Source organism: Kineococcus sp. AC630, assembly GCF_979255925.1.
In genome coordinates this window covers 30,519-45,563 of the sequence record NZ_CEEDMJ010000011.1, presented here as the reverse complement: position 1 = coordinate 45,563, position 15,045 = coordinate 30,519, and the positions used below count along the sequence as shown (strand labels likewise).

Here is a 15,045-nt window from a genome sequence, read left to right as displayed (position 1 = left end):
CCGGCAACCCCCGGGTCCCACGGGGTTGTTCCGTCAGAGCGACGGCACGACCACGGCGCGCCCGTGCAGGGTGCCCGCGGCGAGCTTCTCGTAGGCCTTCGGGGCGTCGGCCATCGCGAACGTCTCGGTGTGCACGTCGAAGACCCCCTGGTGGGCGAGGTCGACCAGCTCGATGAGCTCGTGGCGCGCACCCCAGTACGGGACGGTGACGGAGGCCTCGTAGGCCTGGCGGAAGAACCCGACCTGCGCGGCGGCGGGGGTGTTCGTGATCCCGACGATCGTCACGTCGGACTCCACGTCGGCCACCGACATCGCGGTGTCGATCGTCGGCTGCGCGCCCACGAAGTCGAGGACGAGCTGAGCTCCCCGGCCCCCGAGCAGCTTCCGCACGTTCTTCGCCGCGTCCGCGTTCGACAGCACGACGTCGTGGGCCCCGACCGAGGCGGCCAGCGCGAGCTTCTCGTCGCTGACATCGAGGGCGATCACGCGGGCGGGGGAGAGGGCGCGCAGGATCTGGATGGCGAGGTGGCCCAGACCGCCGGTGCCGATGACCACGGCGACGGAGCCGGCCCGCAGCTTCGGCAGCGAGCGCTTGATCGCGTGGTACGGCGTGAGGCCGGCGTCGGTCAGCGGGACGGTCGCGACCGGGTCGAGGTCGCCGATCGGGACCAGGTGGCGGGGGGAGTCGACGACCATGAAGTCCGCCAGCGCCCCGGGGGCGCCGAGTCCCGGCGGGTTGATCCCGAGCTCCGCCGCCCGCGGGCAGTAGTTCTCCTTGCCCTGCGCGCACAGGTGGCAGGTGCCGCAACCCCACGGGCCGTAGACGACGACGTTCGTCCCGACCTCGATGCCTTCGGCTCCCGGGCCGAGCTCGACGACGCGACCGGCGCCCTCGTGGCCCAGGGTCAGCGGCAGTCCGTAGGTGTACTGCTCCGCCGGGAGGCCCATGACGAAGTCGTCGGAGTGGCAGATCCCGGCGGCGGTCACCTCGAGGAGGACCTGGCCGGGGCCGGGGACGGGCTTCTCGATCTCCACGACCTCGGGGGCTGCTCCGATGGTCCGGTACTGCACTGCGCGCACGGTGGGTCCTCCTCGACGAGTGGGTCTGTCCGTCGAGAAGTTTACTCCTGAAGCACTTTTTGAACGACAGGTGTCGCGCAGATCACCCCGCGGTGACGCGGATGACCTCCTCGAACGTCGTCTCGCCGCGCATGGCCTTGTCCAGGGCCGACTGGCGCAGCGTCTTCATGCCGATCCGCTCGGCCTCGGCGAGCAGCGCGGCCTCCGTCGCGTCGTGCATGAGCACCTTGCGCACGCTCGGGGTGACGTCGAGGACCTCGTAGACGGCGGTCCGGCCGCGGTAGCCCGACCCACCGCACTCGGGGCACCCGGTGCCCTTGAGCGGGGTGGCGTCCAGGATGTCCTCGATGGTGAGGTCCAGCAGGGCGAGGGTGTCCTCGTCCGGGATGTAGCCGTCGGCGCAGGAGTCGCAGGGTTTGCGGACCAGTCGCTGGGCGATCGCGGCGGTCAGCGAGCTGGCCACCAGGAACGGCGCGGCCCCCATGTCGACCAGGCGGGTCAGGGCCCCGACGGCCGAGTTCGTGTGCAGGGTCGAGAGCACGAGGTGACCCGTCATCGACGCCTTGAGCGCGAGCTCGGCCGTCTCGGTGTCGCGGACCTCACCGATGAGGACGATGTCGGGGTCCTGGCGCAGGACGGAACGCAGACCCGCGGAGAACGTCATCCCGACCTTCGCGTGCACCTGCACCTGGGTGATGCCGGGCAGCTGGACCTCGACGGGGTCCTCGAGCGTGATGATGTTCTTCTCGGGGCTCATCGTCGCGTGGATCGCGGCGTAGAGGGTGTTCGTCTTGCCCGAACCCGTCGGCCCGGTGATGAGCACCAGGCCCTGCGGCACCGACAGCGCCTTGGTGAAGATCACCAGCTGGTCCGGTTCGAAGCCCAGCGACTCCAGGGTCGGGACGTCGTCGCCGCGGGTGAGCAGACGGATCACGATCTTCTCGCCGTGCAGGGCGGGCAGCGTCGAGACGCGGCAGTCGATGGCGGACCCGTCGACCACGACGCGGGTCCGGCCGTCCTGGGGGATGCGGCGCTCGGAGATGTCCAGGCCGGAGATGATCTTGATGCGGCTGATCACGCTGGGGGCGACGCGCTTGGGGGCCGACATGACGTCGCGCAGCAACCCGTCCACGCGGAAGCGCACGCGCAGCTGGTCGCGCTGGGACTCCAGGTGGATGTCGGAGCAGCGCAGGCGGACCGCGTCGGAGAGGATCCGGTTCACCAGCTTGACGATGGGGGCGTCGTCGTCGACGGAGCCGTTGAGGGCCGCCAGCGGGTCCTCGTCGTCGTCCTCGGTCGCGTCCTCGACCATCCGCGAGACCTGCGAGGTGTCCTCGGTCAGCGACCACGCGCGGGCCAGCTGGTCGCGGATCTGGGAGTCCATCGCGACGACGACGTGCAGCTCGGGGGTGCGGGTGTACAGCTTCACGTCGTCGAGGGCGAGGACGTTCGTCGGGTCCGCGGCCGCGACGAGGAGGTACTCCGGCGTCTTGTCCAGCACCAGCACCCGGCAGCGCTCGGCGACGGCGCGGGGCAGCAGCCGGACGACGTCGGGGGCCAGGGTCAGGCGGGAGAGGTCGACGTGCTCGAGCTGCAGCAGCTCGGCGAGGCACTGGGCCAGCTCGGCCTCGGACACCATCCCGAGCTCGACGAGGATCTGACCGAGACGGCGACGCGGGCCCTCCACGTTGCGCTGCTCGGAGAGCGCGACCTCGAGGTCCTCGGGGACCAGCAGGCCCTTCTCGACGAGGACGTCCCCGAGACGCTTGCGGACCTGGGTGGCCGGCGGGGCAGCGTGAGCACCGGGGGCCCCGGGCGATTCGTCGAGAGTCGTCACCCGTTGGGTGTCGGCACCTCACCCTCCGAACCTGAATCCGCGGACTCCGGTTCAGCCGGTTGCTCGTCCAGGACCTGCGGCGAGGGGTTCGGAGCGGGCGTCTCGGCGACGCGCTTGCGCTTCTTCCCGTTCTTGCGCTTGGCGTCGCGCGAACCGCGCGAGGCGCTCGGATCGCCGTCCTCCTCGCGCAGCTCCTCGAGGATCGAGCGCAGCTCCGAACGGACGAAGTCGCGGGTGGCGACGTCACGCAGCGCGATGCGCAGCGCGGCGACCTCGCGGGTCAGGTACTCCGTGTCGGCCAGGCCGCGCTCGTCGCGGGAGCGGTCCTGCTCGTTGAGGACGCGGTCCCGGTCGTCCTGGCGGTTCTGCGCGAGCAGGATCAGCGGGGCGGCGTAGGACGCCTGCAGCGACAGGACCAGCGTCAGGAAGACGAACGGGTACTGGTCGAAGCGGAAGGCGCCCGGGGTCAGGGTGTTCCAGAGCGTCCAGACCACCACGAAGGCCGTCATGTAGACGAGGAACGTCCCCGTCCCCATGAAGCGGGCGAACTTCTCCGACGCGCGCCCGAACGCGTCGGGGTCGACCTGCGGACGGGCCAGCAGCTGACGACGCGCCTCGCGCGGGGTGTCCAGGGAGACGCTGTCGTTGCGCACCAGACGGGGGCCGGTGCGGGACCGGCCGGGTTCGCGCTCAGCCACGGGTCACGCCCCCCGCGCTCGGCTCCTCGAAGACGGGTTCCTCGGCGTCGCGCCAGTCGTCGGGCAGCAGGTGGTCCAGGACGTCGTCGGCCGTCACGGCACCCAGCAGGTGCCCGTCCTCGTCGACCACGGGCAGCGACACCAGGTTGTAGGCGGCGAGCTGGCGCGTCACCCCCTGCAGCGTCTCCTCGGGGGAGAGGGGGGTGATGTCGTTGTCGAGGATCTGGCCCAGCGGCGTCTGCGGCGGCTCGCGCAGCAGCCGCTGCAGGTGCGCCGTCCCGAGGTAGCGGCCCGTGGGCGTCTCCAGCGGCGGCCGGCAGACGTAGACGGCGGTGGCCAGCGGGACGCTCAGCTCGGTGCGGCGGACGTGGGCCAGGGCCTCGGCGATCGTCGCGTCGGGGGCCAGGACGACCGGGTCGGAGGTCATCAGACCACCGGCGGTGCGCTCGTCGTAGGCCAGCAGCCGTCGCACCGGTTCGGCCTCGTCGGGGTCCATCAACGCCATCAGCCGCTCGGCCTGGTCCACCGGCAGCTCGCTGAGCAGGTCGGCCGCGTCGTCGGGCTGCATCTCCTCGAGGACGTGGGCGGCGCGGGCCCCGGCCAGGGCGGAGAGGATCTGGACCTGGTCGTCCTCGGGGAGCTCCTCGAGGACGTCCGCGAGGCGTTCGTCGTCCAGCGCCGCCGCGACCTCGAGGCGTCGCTTGGGCGTCAGCTCGTGGATGACCTCGGCGAGGTCGGCGGCCTTGAGCTCCTCGAAGGCGGCCAGCAGGTTCGTCGCGCCCTGGTCGAGGTCCGGGGCGGCGAGCCCGACGACCCCACCGACGACGGCGTCGAGCCCGATGGTCATCGTCTCGCCGCGGCGGCGGAGGCGACCGGAGAGACCGCGCGGCGCCCGGCCGCGGCGGACGAAGAGCTTCGTCAACTGCCAGTCGCGCGGTCGGACCGGTTCCAGGCCGAGGTCCTCGATCGTCGCCTCGCCGCTGCCGTCGGCCAGGTCCACCGTGCGGTCCAGCAGTTCGGCCAGCAGCAGGGTCTCGGTGCCGCGCTGCTCGAAGCGGCGCATGTTGACGATGCCGGTGGTCAGGACCTGGCCGACCTCGACGTTGGTGACCCGCGTCATCGGGACGAAGACCCGGCGCCGGCCGGGGACCTCGACGACGAGGCCGATCACCCGGACCGGACCGCGGGGGCGGATCATGCCGACGACGTCGCGGATGCGTCCGACCTGGTCGCCCTGGGGGTCGAAGACCGACGTTCCCGCCAGCCGGGCGGCGAAGACGCGTGTGGTGGGGCCGCTCACACCTTCCAATCTAGGCCCCGATCTTCAACGCGCGGCACCGCGGGCGGCCTCCTACCGTGACCACATGGCCAAGGAGAGCAAGAAGATGAAGTCGGAGGGTCTCCCCTCCTTCACGATCCCGGGCATGACGCTGGAACAGGGTGCCGAAGTGGCGGCCCTGCTGCAGGACCGGCTGAACGCCCTCACCGATCTGCACCTCACGTTGAAGCACGTCCACTGGAACGTCGTCGGCCCGAACTTCGTCTCCGTCCACGAGATGCTCGACCCGCAGGTCGACGCCGTCCGTGAGATGGCCGACACGACGGCCGAGCGCATCTCGACCCTGGGCCTCTCGCCCATCGGGACCCCGGGTGCGCTCGTCGCCGACCGCTCCTGGAACGACTACTCGATCGGCCGCGCCGGCGCGATCGAGCACCTCGGCGCCCTCGACCTCGTCTACGTCGGCGTCATCGAGGACTACCGCCGCGACATCGCGGCCACCGAGGAGCTGGACCCGGTGACCCAGGACATGCTCATCGGCCAGGCCGGCCAGCTCGAGCAGTTCCACTGGTTCGTGCGCGCCCACCTCGAGACCTCCGGTGGCGCGCTGTCCACCGCCGGGGCCTCCAGCGAGGAGCAGGCCCGCGGCCAGGCCCGGGCCGGGGTCAAGCGCAAGACCGCCTGAGGTCCGTCGGGGAGCCGCGGGGCACGTCCCGCGGCTCCCTGACGTTGGCAGGGTGTCGATGATCTCCACCTGAGACCATCGACCGATCCCGCGCGAAGGTCACGGGACGGGTAGACCGGTGAGGATGTAGAGATGTCGAACCTCGGGCCCATGGGTGGTCCGCAGCGGATCACCACCCCCACCCCGCCGTCGGGGGACGCGATCGGCCGGTACGCCACCTACTCGGAGGCGCAGCGGGCCGTCGACTTCCTCTCGGACGAGCACTTCCCGGTGCAGAACGTCACCATCGTCGGCAACGGCCTGCAGATGGTGGAACGCGTCACGGGGCGCCTGACCTACGGTCGCGCCGCGGGTGCCGGTGCCGGGTCCGGAGCCTGGTTCGGTCTGCTCGTCGGCCTCATGCTGTCCGTCTTCGGCAGCGGCGGGTCCGGAGCGCTGTTCACCGGCATCCTCGTCGGGGCCGGGTTCGGGATGCTCTTCGGCGTCATCTCCTACGCGCTCACCGGCGGGCGCCGCGACTTCACGTCCTCGTCGCAGATCGTCGCCTCGGAGTACACCGTGCTCTGCCTGCCGCAGCTGGCCGGTCAGGCGCGCGAGGTCCTCTCCAAGCTGCCCAACGGCCTCGGCCGCGGCACCGGCCCCGACTTCTCCAAGCCGTCGGGGCAGTCGCAGTGGGGTGCCCCGGACCCGGGTGCGCGCCCCGCCCCGTGGTCGCCGCCGCCCAGCGGTGCGCACCTGCCACCGCCGCAGCCCGGCAGCGCCCCGGCGGACCAGCCGCCGCCCCCGTCCGGTGAGCAGCAGCAGCCCGCCCCGGAGCCGGTGATGGACCTCTCGGGTCCGACCTACGCCGAGAAGGTGGAAGAACAGCGCCGGGCCCGTCGGGCCGCCGAGCAGGCCGCGCACGACGCCTCGCAGAACCCGCCGGCGCGCGACCGGGAGTGATCCCCGCGCCCCTGGCGTGGGGACCGTTGACGCTTCGAGCCGGTCGGTTCGGCCCGAAGCGTCAACGGTCCACTCCTGGGATCAGCGCAGTGACGATCAGCGCAGCGACGCCATCCACGCCTCGACGTCGTCGGGGGTGCGGGCCAGCCCGGCGGTGAGGTTCTCGACGCCGTCGGCGGTGACGAGGACGTCGTCCTCGATGCGGACGCCGATCCCGCGCAGTTCCGCGGGAGCGAGTTCGTCCTCGGTCTTGATGTAGATGCCGGGTTCGATGGTGAACACCATCCCCTCGCGCAGTTCCGCGTCGAGGTACATCTCCTTGCGGGCCTGCGCGCAGTCGTGCACGTCGAGGCCGAGGTGGTGGCTCGTGCCGTGCGGCATCCACCGGCGGTGGAACTGCCCTTCGGGTTCCATCGAGGTCGCGACGTCCACGGGGAGCATCCCCCACTCCGCGACCCGGTCGGCCACGACCTCCATGGCGGCCTCGTGGACCTCGCGGAACCTCACCCCGGGCTTCGCGACGGCGAAGGCGGCCTCGGACGCGTCCAGGACGGCCTGGTACACCCGGCGCTGAGCGTCGGTGAAGGTGCCGTCGACGGGCAGGGTGCGGGTGACGTCCGCGGTGTAGAGGGAGTCGACCTCGACGCCGGCGTCGACCAGCAGCAGCTGACCCGCGGTCACCGCCCCGTCGTTGCGGATCCAGTGCAGCGTGCACGCGTGATCGCCTGCGGCGGAGATGGTCTCGTACCCGACGGCGTTGCCCTCGACCCGGGCGTTGCCGTCGAAGACGGCCTCGACGAGACGCTCGCCGCGCGGGTGGCCGATCGCGCGCGGCAACGACCGGACGATCTCCTCGAAACCGCGGATGCTGGCCGCGACCGCCGTCCGCATCTCGCCGACCTCGTGCTCGTCCTTCACGAGGCGGAGTTCGGAGAGCGCGGTGACGAGTTCGTCGTCGGCCTTGTCCAGCGCCTCGCCGGAGCGCAACGGTGCCACGAGGGCGGTGACGGCGGGGTCGGCGTCGGGCACCACGCGCAGGCCCGTCGTGGTCTCGTCGTCCAGCGAGGACCCGATCTCGTCGGTCAGGGTCGCGACGTCGTGGCAGGTGATCCCGGTCTGCGCGGCGAACTCCCGGAGCGTGGGACGGACCCCCACCCACAGTTCGCCGTAGCGGGCGTCGGCGAAGAACTCCTCGGTGTCGCGCGCGGCCTGCGGGCGGACGTAGAGGACGGCCTCGTGACCCTCGGCCCGCGGGTGCAGGACGAGGACGGCGTCGGCCTCGCGGTCGCTGCCGAGCCCGGTGAGGTGCGCGAACGCCGAGTGCGGCCGGAAGCGGTAGTCGGTGTCGTTGGAGCGGCGGACGAGCGTCCCGGCGGGGACGACGAGCACCTCGTGCGGGAACAGCGAGGAGAGCACCTCGCGGCGTCGCGCGGCGAACGGTGCCGACGGGGCGGCGTCGAGGTCCTCCGCGGGGCGCGGTCCCCAGCCCTCGGAGATGAACCTGCGGAACGCGGCCGAGCGGGGCGTGGCCCGGTGCGACGACATGTTCTCGCCGTCGCCCTCCCCGTCGCCCTGCGTCACGGTGGCGCCGTCGGTCTCGGGGGCCTGCACGTCGAAGGTCTCCTCGACGGATCCCTCGGGCCGCTGCGTCGTCTGCGAAGTCGCTCCTGGAGTCACCCGACCATCATCGCCCGCGGTGCCCGCGTTGTCCCGCCACCCCCACCGGTCGTGACCCCCTGTGACCAGCAGTTGACGATTCCCGGGTCGGGGGGTCACGGTGGGGCATGGGCGGTACAGCGAGGTGCCCCCGCTGCGACGGAGCGGTGCGGGCACCCAGCATCTGGCACTCCTCGGCGACCTGCGCGGTCCACGGGGAGGTGGTTCCCCTGCAACCCGCGCAGCGCGCGGACGGCGAGCACCTGGCCTGGATCGCCCGGCACTCCGACGTCCCCGTCTGGATGCCGTGGCCCCTCCCCGACGGCTGGCTCGTCACCGGGACGCGTTGCGTGCGGGACGAGAAGCACGAGGCGCAGGCCGTCGTGGTCGCGGTCTCGGGTCCCCACCACGGGGTCGGGGGGTCTCCCGTCGCGGACCTGCTGCTGGTCTCCGAACAACCGGGGACCGGTCTCGGGGCCCACCTCGCCGGCCGCGACGACGTCGACCCGGGGGAGGGGATCGTCAGCGGCCGTCCCGCGGCGCGTCCGCACGCCGGCGGTGCGGCCACGCCGCTGTGGGGGGTCGACGCCGACGGTGACCGCGCGGTCCTGGTCGGGGAGGCCGGCGGGGTCTGGCTGTGGGCGCTGCTCTGGCCCGCCTCCGCCGGGTTGACCCTCTTCGACGACCTGCAGCTCATCGACCTGCGCGATCCCGCCCACGAACTCGACGTGCCCTGCGGGGCGTTGTCGCCCCGGGTCTCCTGGGCGGGACCCGAGACCGTCCCCCGCGGCGCCTGAACGGGCGCGCCACGCGTGTGGACGGGATCACCGGTCACGGCACGTAAGCTCGTGGGGTGCGCATCGATCTGCACACGCACTCCAACGCCTCCGACGGGACCCAGTCGCCGGCCGACGTCGTGGCCTCCGCCGCGCAGGCCGGCCTCGACGTCGTCGCCCTGACCGACCACGACACCAGTGACGGCTGGGTCGCGGCGGTCACCGCCGGCGAGCGGCTCGGAGTTCGCGTGGTTCCCGGGGTGGAGATCAGCTGCCTGCGTCGCGGCGTCTCCGTCCACCTGCTCGCCTACCGGCACGACCCGACCGACGAACCCCTCGTCCGGATGCTGGCCGAGTCGCGCACCTCCCGCGCCAGCCGCGCCCGGCAGATGGTCGAACGTCTCGGCCCCGACACCGGTCTGCGCTGGGAGGACGTCCTCGAGCACGTCCACGGCGACGCCACGATCGGGCGTCCGCACATCGCCGACGCCCTCGTCGGCCTCGGTGTCGTGGAGGACCGCGACGAGGCCTTCGCCACGTTGCTCTCCGGCCGCAGCCGCTACTTCGTCCCGCAGACGGCCCCCGACCCGGTCGAGGCCGTTCGCCGGGTCCGCGCGGCCGGCGGGGTCCCCGTCATCGCGCACCCCGCGGCGTCCAAGCGGGGCAGCTGCATCGGCGACACCGACATCGAGGCCATGGTCGAGGCCGGTCTCGCGGGCCTCGAGGTCGACCACCGCGACCACTCCGACGCGGAACGCGCGCACCTGCGCGACCTGGCCTCCTCCCTGGACCTGCTGATCACCGGGTCGAGCGACTACCACGGCACCGGCAAGCGGAACCTGCTGGGGGAGAACACCACCGACCCCGAGGTCCTGGTCCGCATCGACGAGCTCGCCGCTGCCCCGCACGAGGTCGGGAACGCGTGAACCTGCAGCTCTTCGGGGAGACCTTCGTCACCCTGTTCGTCATCATGGACCCGTTGGGGACCGTCCCGATCTTCCTCGGGCTGACCGCGACGTTCAGCGCCACCGAGCGCTCCCGGGCGGCGCGCCAGGCCGTGTTCGTGGCCTTCGGCGTCATCGTCGCCTTCGCCCTCTTCGGTCAGCGGATCCTCGACTACCTGCACATCAGCCTGCCCTCGCTGCAGGCCGCCGGTGGTCTGCTGCTGCTGCTCATCGCCCTGGAACTGCTGACCGGCAAGAGCGACGAACCGACGAGCACCGTCGGGGTCAACGTCGCGATGGTCCCGCTGGGGACCCCGCTGCTGGCCGGGCCGGGCGCCATCGTCGCCACCATGGTCTTCGTCCAGCAGGCGCACGACTGGGGTGACCGGGCGGCGATCGCCGCCGGGGTCATCGCCGTGCACGTGACGTTGTGGCTCGCGATGCGCTTCGCCGGTCTGGTCCACAAGGTGCTCGGCGACTCCGGCGTCCTGCTCGTCACCCGGGTCGCGGGTCTGCTGCTGTCGGCGATCGCCGTGCAGCTGGTGGCGGACGCGGTCCGGACCTTCGTCGTCGAGAGCTGACCCCGCTCAGAGCCCCCGCAACTGGGCCCTCAGGTCCGCCCCGCCCACCGGGGCCGGGCCTCGGCGGGCCCACGACGGCAGCACGCTGAGGGCGAGACGGCAGGCCTGCGCCCAGGAACCGGGCAGCGACTCGTCGTCGTAGCCGGTCAGCGAACGGGCCGGGGCGTCCAGGTCGACCTCGGCCCGGACCGCGGCGACGTCGGCGGCGACCTCGTCCGACGTCGCGGACAGGTCGTCCGGTTCGGCACCGAGCAGGACGGCCGTGCAGCGTTGCTCCCGGACGTAGCGTTCCGCGGCCGCCCGGGTGGGTGCCTCGCCGGCGGCGGCGGAGGTCAGCAGCACGGTGTGCACCCGCAGCGCGTGCCGCAGGGCCGCCAGGTCGGGGTCGTGACCCTCGGCCCGAACGTGCCGACCGCCGTCGAGGGCGCGTTCGCGCGCCGCGAGCGCCATCGCCCGCACCGGGTCGCACGACGCCGCGCGCAGCAGTGCGGCCGCGTCGAGCACGCGTCGCCAGGGGTGGCGTTCGTCCTCGAGGACCGGCCGCAGCCGGGGGTGGCGTTCCTCGACCAGCGCGGCGGCCAGCAGCGCCACCTCGAGGGTCGGCCCGGCGTGCAGGACCTGCGACACGCTCGGTGGGGCCGCGGGTCGGGCGGTGACTGGTGCTCGCGTGGTTGCCGTCACCCCACCAGGGTGCGGTCGAGTCCGGGTGGTCGCAGCTCGGACGGGTCCCGCCGGTGGTGCGGCGGGACCCGTCCGACCGGGTCAGTCGACGGCGGGAGCGGGGACGGTGCTCTCGTCGCTGCCCTGCTCGGCGCTCGCGTCGGCGGTCTTCGCGCGGCTGCGACGACGGCGACGCGGCCGCTCCGCGGTCTCGCCACCCTCGGCGGGTGCCGGGATCTCCGGGGTCTCCGCGACCGCGGGAGCCTCGGGGGGCACCGCCGCTCCGTCCGCCCCGACCGGGGTCTCCGCGACCTGGGTCTCGTCGAGTCCGACCCCGCTGCGGGTCCGGCGGCGCTGACGGTCGCGGCGGGGACGCTCGACGCGTTCCTCGACGACGCCTTCCTCGGCGGCGACAGCGGTGGGGCCGGCGTCACGACGGGGACCGCGGGCGCTGTCACGCCCACCGTCACGCCCGGACTCCCGGCCACCGTCCTTGCGGGGGCGTCGGCCCTTGCTGGCGCCGACCTCCCCGAGGTCCTCGACCTGCTCGGCCTCGAGGCCGGCGCGGGTTCGGCTCGCGCGCGGGAGGCGTCCTGTCGTACCCGCGGGGATGTTCAGGTCGTCGAACAGGTGCGGCGAGGACGAGTACGTCTCGACGGGTTCGCCGAAGCCGAGACCGAGCGCCTTGTCGATGAGGCCCCAGCGGGGGAGCTCGTCCCAGTCCACGAAGGTGACCGCGACACCGGTGTTCCCGGCGCGGCCGGTGCGACCGATGCGGTGCAGGTAGGTCTTCTCGTCCTCGGGGCACTGGTAGTTCACGACGTGGGTGACGTCCTCGACGTCGATGCCGCGGGCGGCCACGTCGGTGGCGACGAGGACGTCGACCTTGCCGGCGCGGAACGCGCGCAGGGCCTGCTCGCGGGCACCCTGGCCGAGGTCACCGTGGATCGAGGCCGCCGCGAAACCGCGCTCCTCCAGCTGCTCGGCGACGGAGGCGGCGGTGCGCTTGGTGCGGCTGAAGACGATGGTCAGGCCACGGCCCTCGGCCTGCAGCAACCGGGCCAGGACCTCGACCTTGTCGAGCGCGTGGGTGCGGTAGGCGAACTGCGTGATGGCCGCGACGGTGGCTCCGTCGTCGGTCGGGTCCACGGCGCGGATGTGGGTGGGCTGACGCATGTAGGAGCGCGCCATCGCCACGACCGGGCCGGGCATCGTCGCGGAGAACAGCATCGTCTGCCGGCCTGGGTTGGTCTGCGAGAGCAGGCGTTCGACGTCGGGCAGGAAGCCGAGGTCGAGCATCTCGTCGGCCTCGTCCAGGACGACGCACTTGACGTTGGAGAGGTCGAGGTGACGCTGCTGCGCGAGGTCGAGGAGGCGGCCCGGGGTGCCGACGACGACGTCGATGCCCTTGGTCAGCGCGGCGATCTGCGGTTCGTAGGCCCGGCCGCCGTACACGGTGAGGATGCGGGCGGGGTAGTTGCGGCTCGCGGTCGTCAGGTCGCCGGCGACCTGGGTGGCGAGCTCGCGGGTCGGGACGATGACCAGCGCCTGCGGCTTGCCGGGGTTCGGCAGGGCGTCGTAGTCGGGGTCACCCGGGACGGCGGTGCGCTGCAGGAGCGGGACGCCGAAGCCGAGGGTCTTGCCGGTACCCGTCTTGGCCTGGCCGATGATGTCGTGCCCGGTCAGCGCCACCGGCAGCGTCATCGACTGGATGGGGAACGGGGTGGTGATCCCGGCTCCGGCGAGGGACTGCGCGATGCGCGCGTCGACGCCGTGCTCGGCGAAGGTGCCGACGGGCGGGGCCACGTAGGGGGCCGCTGCGGGGGCGATCTGGTCGGACGTCTCGGTCTGGGCGTCCGTCGTGCTCGAGTCGGTCATGCGTCTCCCGTGCAGGGGGCGGCGTCGACGACCCGCACGAGCTCACCGGGTGGGGAGCGCTCGAACCCTCCGCGAGGAGGTCGTCAGGCGGGACGTGCGGCCGCGTCGCGGCAATCGGCAGCCGATCGTGACTGGCGACCGGGCAACCATGAACCTGACCATGGTAGCCGTGCCACCCCGCGCCCGGCGCGTGTCGCCCCCCTCACACCCCGTCACGGTGCCCCTGGCGGTGCGGCGTGACGCCGCGGTGGGGTCTCCCGCCGCGACGTCACACCTCGTGACACCTCGTGCCCGTCCGTCAGGACAGGCCGAAGCCCACCTTGCGGACCTCCGAGGCACCGATGTCGATGTACCCCAGCGACGCCGCCGGGACCACCACGAGGCGTCCCTTCTCGTCCACCAGCCGCAGCACCGTGCCGCCGGACAGCGCCTCGGTGACCGCCGCGGTGATCTCCTCGCTGGTCTGGGCCGACTCGAACACCAGCTCGCGTGCGACGTTCTGCACGCCGATCCGAACCTCCACCGCAGTCCCCTCCCGGGTCTCGCCGTTCCTGAACCTCGCGTGGGGCGGTTGCCGCCCGCGATCGTCAGGCCACGCTAGCCGCCGCCGGGGCGCGACCGCGTTCCGGTTCGCCGCCAGCGGACGGGGCGGAGGTGCGGGCCGGGTCGCTGCGCCCGGCTGCGCGGTACCGGTGCGAAGCTGACGCCGTGCTCCTGCGTGCTCACGACGGCGACCCCGCCCGCCCCCCGGTGACCTCCCGACGGGCGGTCCTGCTCGGCGGAGCGGGGGTGCTGGCGGGACTCGCGGGGTGCACGGGCGGAGCGAGCGGTACGCCGTCGCAGGCCCCGGGGACCCTGGCACCCACCAACTCGACGGCCACGCCGTCCGAGGTCGCGACACCCACGGTGACGCAGTCGACGCAGCCGCCGCTGCCCGAGGGCCTCACGGCGGCCGACGTCAGCGCCGGGGTCCTGCTGCGCCGGGTCCCGCAGTCCGGTGGGGGTTCCCTCGTCGTCGTGCCGGGCTCCTCCCAAGCCCCTGCCTCCCAACGGGTCCGCACCCTCCGCGTCGAGGTGGAGCAGGACCTGGTCGACGCGGGCGTGCTGGACCCGGTCGCGTTCGCGGACTTCGCGCTGGGCGTCCTGAACGACCCGCGGAGCTGGGGCGCGGGCGGCACGACGAGCTTCGCCCGCACCGACGGCGACGCCGAGATCCGCCTCGTGCTGGCGACCCCCGACACCTCCGCCGCGCTCTGCCGACCCCTGCGCACCGGCGGGACGCTCTCCTGTCGCAGCGGTGACGCGGCGATCCTCACGTGGTACCGCTGGGTGGAGGCCATCCCCGACTACGGCGAGGACCGCACCGGCTACCGGCAGTACGTCGTCAACCACGAGGTCGGCCACGCCCTCGGTCACGGCCACGCACCGAACCCCGGGGCCGGGAAGCTCGCGCCGGTGATGATGCAGCAGACGAAGGGGCTGGACGGCGCACTGCCGAACCCCTGGCCCAACCCCTGAGTCACGCGCGGTGGACCGTGGTGACGGTCCCGTCCGGACGCAGCGTCCGGAGGCGCAACCGCTCCCCGTCGACCTCGGTCAGCACCACCGAGGTGAGCAGCAGACGGAACAGCTGGAACGGCTCCGGCGGGTGCCGGTCCGCCACGTAGCCGGCGAGCTCGCCCGCGTCGGTGACCTCCTCCGCGGTCCCGGCGACCTTCGCGTCGCCCCCGGCCAGCGAACCGTCGCCGGTGTGCGCGTGCAGGGCGAAGCGCGGGTCCCGCAGGAGGTCGACCCCCTTGCGCGAGCCCGGCATCGACCCCAGCGTCAGGTCCCCGCGCCACCGGTGCACATCCGTCCCCGAGACCCGGGGTGAGCCGTCGCGCGTGAGCGTCGCGAGGACGTGGTGGCGCGCGGCGGTGAACCGCGCCAGGACGGCGGCAGCGAGGTCCGGGGCCCGCTCCTCGACGTCCCTCCAGTGCAACGGGGTCGGGTTCTCCTGCCTCATGGGCGCACTGTGCCCCGAGGGTCC

Annotated in this window: 15 protein-coding genes; 6 read left to right on the top strand and 9 right to left on the bottom strand. The window is 73.0% G+C overall.

The window, feature by feature from the left end; genetic code table 11:
* Positions 1-33: 33 nt before the first annotated feature.
* The 4 genes from AC0I8G_RS13085 to AC0I8G_RS13070 form a co-directional block, all read right to left on the bottom strand.
* The gene (locus tag AC0I8G_RS13085; protein ID WP_471730304.1) at positions 34-1,080 is read right to left on the bottom strand and encodes an NAD(P)-dependent alcohol dehydrogenase; all 1,047 of its coding nucleotides are present in this window, start codon (positions 1,078-1,080) and stop codon (positions 34-36) included.
* Between the two features lie 82 nt (positions 1,081-1,162).
* Positions 1,163-2,917: a GspE/PulE family protein gene (locus tag AC0I8G_RS13080; protein WP_471730303.1), complete on the bottom strand. Its 1,755-nt coding sequence runs from the start codon at positions 2,915-2,917 to the stop codon at positions 1,163-1,165.
* Positions 2,914-3,615, bottom strand: coding sequence for a DUF1003 domain-containing protein (locus tag AC0I8G_RS13075; RefSeq protein ID WP_471730302.1), 702 nt, complete (start codon positions 3,613-3,615; stop codon positions 2,914-2,916). Before AC0I8G_RS13075 ends, AC0I8G_RS13080 begins: the two co-directional genes overlap by 4 nt.
* A complete protein-coding gene (locus tag AC0I8G_RS13070) occupies positions 3,608-4,915 on the bottom strand; it encodes a magnesium transporter MgtE N-terminal domain-containing protein (RefSeq protein WP_380258746.1) in 1,308 nt (435 codons plus the stop codon). The genes AC0I8G_RS13075 and AC0I8G_RS13070 overlap by 8 nt, the downstream gene beginning before the upstream one ends.
* Before the next feature lie 64 nt (positions 4,916-4,979).
* Between AC0I8G_RS13070 and AC0I8G_RS13065 the strand changes: the two genes are divergently transcribed.
* Together AC0I8G_RS13065 and AC0I8G_RS13060 are read left to right on the top strand one after the other, a co-directional pair.
* The gene (locus AC0I8G_RS13065) at positions 4,980-5,579 is read left to right on the top strand and encodes a Dps family protein (RefSeq protein ID WP_471730301.1); all 600 of its coding nucleotides are present in this window, start codon (positions 4,980-4,982) and stop codon (positions 5,577-5,579) included.
* Positions 5,580-5,711: 132 nt separating this feature from the next.
* Positions 5,712-6,521, top strand: a complete 810-nt coding sequence (locus AC0I8G_RS13060) for a YflT domain-containing protein (protein WP_471730300.1) — start codon at positions 5,712-5,714, stop codon at positions 6,519-6,521.
* A gap of 96 nt (positions 6,522-6,617) precedes the next feature.
* Here AC0I8G_RS13060 and AC0I8G_RS13055 read toward each other — a convergent pair whose 3' ends face one another.
* Positions 6,618-8,198 carry an aminopeptidase P family protein gene (locus AC0I8G_RS13055; protein WP_471730299.1) on the bottom strand — a complete coding sequence of 527 codons (1,581 nt, stop codon included), beginning with the start codon at positions 8,196-8,198 and terminating at the stop codon, positions 6,618-6,620.
* A gap of 107 nt (positions 8,199-8,305) precedes the next feature.
* Between AC0I8G_RS13055 and AC0I8G_RS13050 the strand changes: the two genes are divergently transcribed.
* The 3 genes from AC0I8G_RS13050 to AC0I8G_RS13040 are packed head-to-tail and all read left to right on the top strand — an operon-like array spanning position 8,306 to position 10,478.
* Positions 8,306-8,974 (top strand): DUF6758 family protein, encoded by a 669-nt coding sequence (locus tag AC0I8G_RS13050; protein ID WP_471730298.1) that lies wholly within the window; start codon positions 8,306-8,308, stop codon positions 8,972-8,974.
* Between the two features lie 56 nt (positions 8,975-9,030).
* The gene (locus AC0I8G_RS13045) at positions 9,031-9,879 is read left to right on the top strand and encodes a PHP domain-containing protein (protein ID WP_328292378.1); all 849 of its coding nucleotides are present in this window, start codon (positions 9,031-9,033) and stop codon (positions 9,877-9,879) included.
* Positions 9,876-10,478 (top strand): MarC family protein, encoded by a 603-nt coding sequence (locus AC0I8G_RS13040; RefSeq protein ID WP_328292377.1) that lies wholly within the window; start codon positions 9,876-9,878, stop codon positions 10,476-10,478. The genes AC0I8G_RS13045 and AC0I8G_RS13040 overlap by 4 nt, the downstream gene beginning before the upstream one ends.
* Positions 10,479-10,484: 6 nt before the next feature.
* Here AC0I8G_RS13040 and AC0I8G_RS13035 read toward each other — a convergent pair whose 3' ends face one another.
* From AC0I8G_RS13035 to AC0I8G_RS13025, 3 genes are all read right to left on the bottom strand, one after another.
* Entirely contained in the window at positions 10,485-11,159 is a 675-nt protein-coding gene (locus tag AC0I8G_RS13035) for an oxygenase MpaB family protein (protein ID WP_471730297.1), read from the bottom strand.
* Between the two features lie 81 nt (positions 11,160-11,240).
* Positions 11,241-13,016 carry a DEAD/DEAH box helicase gene (locus tag AC0I8G_RS13030; RefSeq protein WP_471730296.1) on the bottom strand — a complete coding sequence of 592 codons (1,776 nt, stop codon included), beginning with the start codon at positions 13,014-13,016 and terminating at the stop codon, positions 11,241-11,243.
* A gap of 298 nt (positions 13,017-13,314) precedes the next feature.
* Entirely contained in the window at positions 13,315-13,539 is a 225-nt protein-coding gene (locus AC0I8G_RS13025) for a DUF3107 domain-containing protein (RefSeq protein WP_328292374.1), read from the bottom strand.
* Positions 13,540-13,724: 185 nt separating this feature from the next.
* Between AC0I8G_RS13025 and AC0I8G_RS13020 the strand changes: the two genes are divergently transcribed.
* The gene (locus tag AC0I8G_RS13020; RefSeq protein ID WP_471730295.1) at positions 13,725-14,534 is read left to right on the top strand and encodes a DUF3152 domain-containing protein; all 810 of its coding nucleotides are present in this window, start codon (positions 13,725-13,727) and stop codon (positions 14,532-14,534) included.
* 1 nt (position 14,535) lies between these two features.
* Here AC0I8G_RS13020 and AC0I8G_RS13015 read toward each other — a convergent pair whose 3' ends face one another.
* The gene (locus AC0I8G_RS13015; protein ID WP_471730294.1) at positions 14,536-15,021 is read right to left on the bottom strand and encodes a pyridoxamine 5'-phosphate oxidase family protein; all 486 of its coding nucleotides are present in this window, start codon (positions 15,019-15,021) and stop codon (positions 14,536-14,538) included.
* Positions 15,022-15,045 lie beyond the last annotated feature (24 nt).

Coding starts and splice junctions, on each gene's coding strand:
- AC0I8G_RS13065 (WP_471730301.1), top strand. CDS start 4,980: ATGGCCAAGGAGAGCAAGAAGATGAAGTCGGAGGGTCTCCCCTCCTTC.
- AC0I8G_RS13060 (WP_471730300.1), top strand. CDS start 5,712: ATGTCGAACCTCGGGCCCATGGGTGGTCCGCAGCGGATCACCACCCCC.
- AC0I8G_RS13050 (WP_471730298.1), top strand. CDS start 8,306: ATGGGCGGTACAGCGAGGTGCCCCCGCTGCGACGGAGCGGTGCGGGCA.
- AC0I8G_RS13030 (WP_471730296.1), bottom strand. CDS start 13,016: ATGACCGACTCGAGCACGACGGACGCCCAGACCGAGACGTCCGACCAG.
- AC0I8G_RS13015 (WP_471730294.1), bottom strand. CDS start 15,021: ATGAGGCAGGAGAACCCGACCCCGTTGCACTGGAGGGACGTCGAGGAG.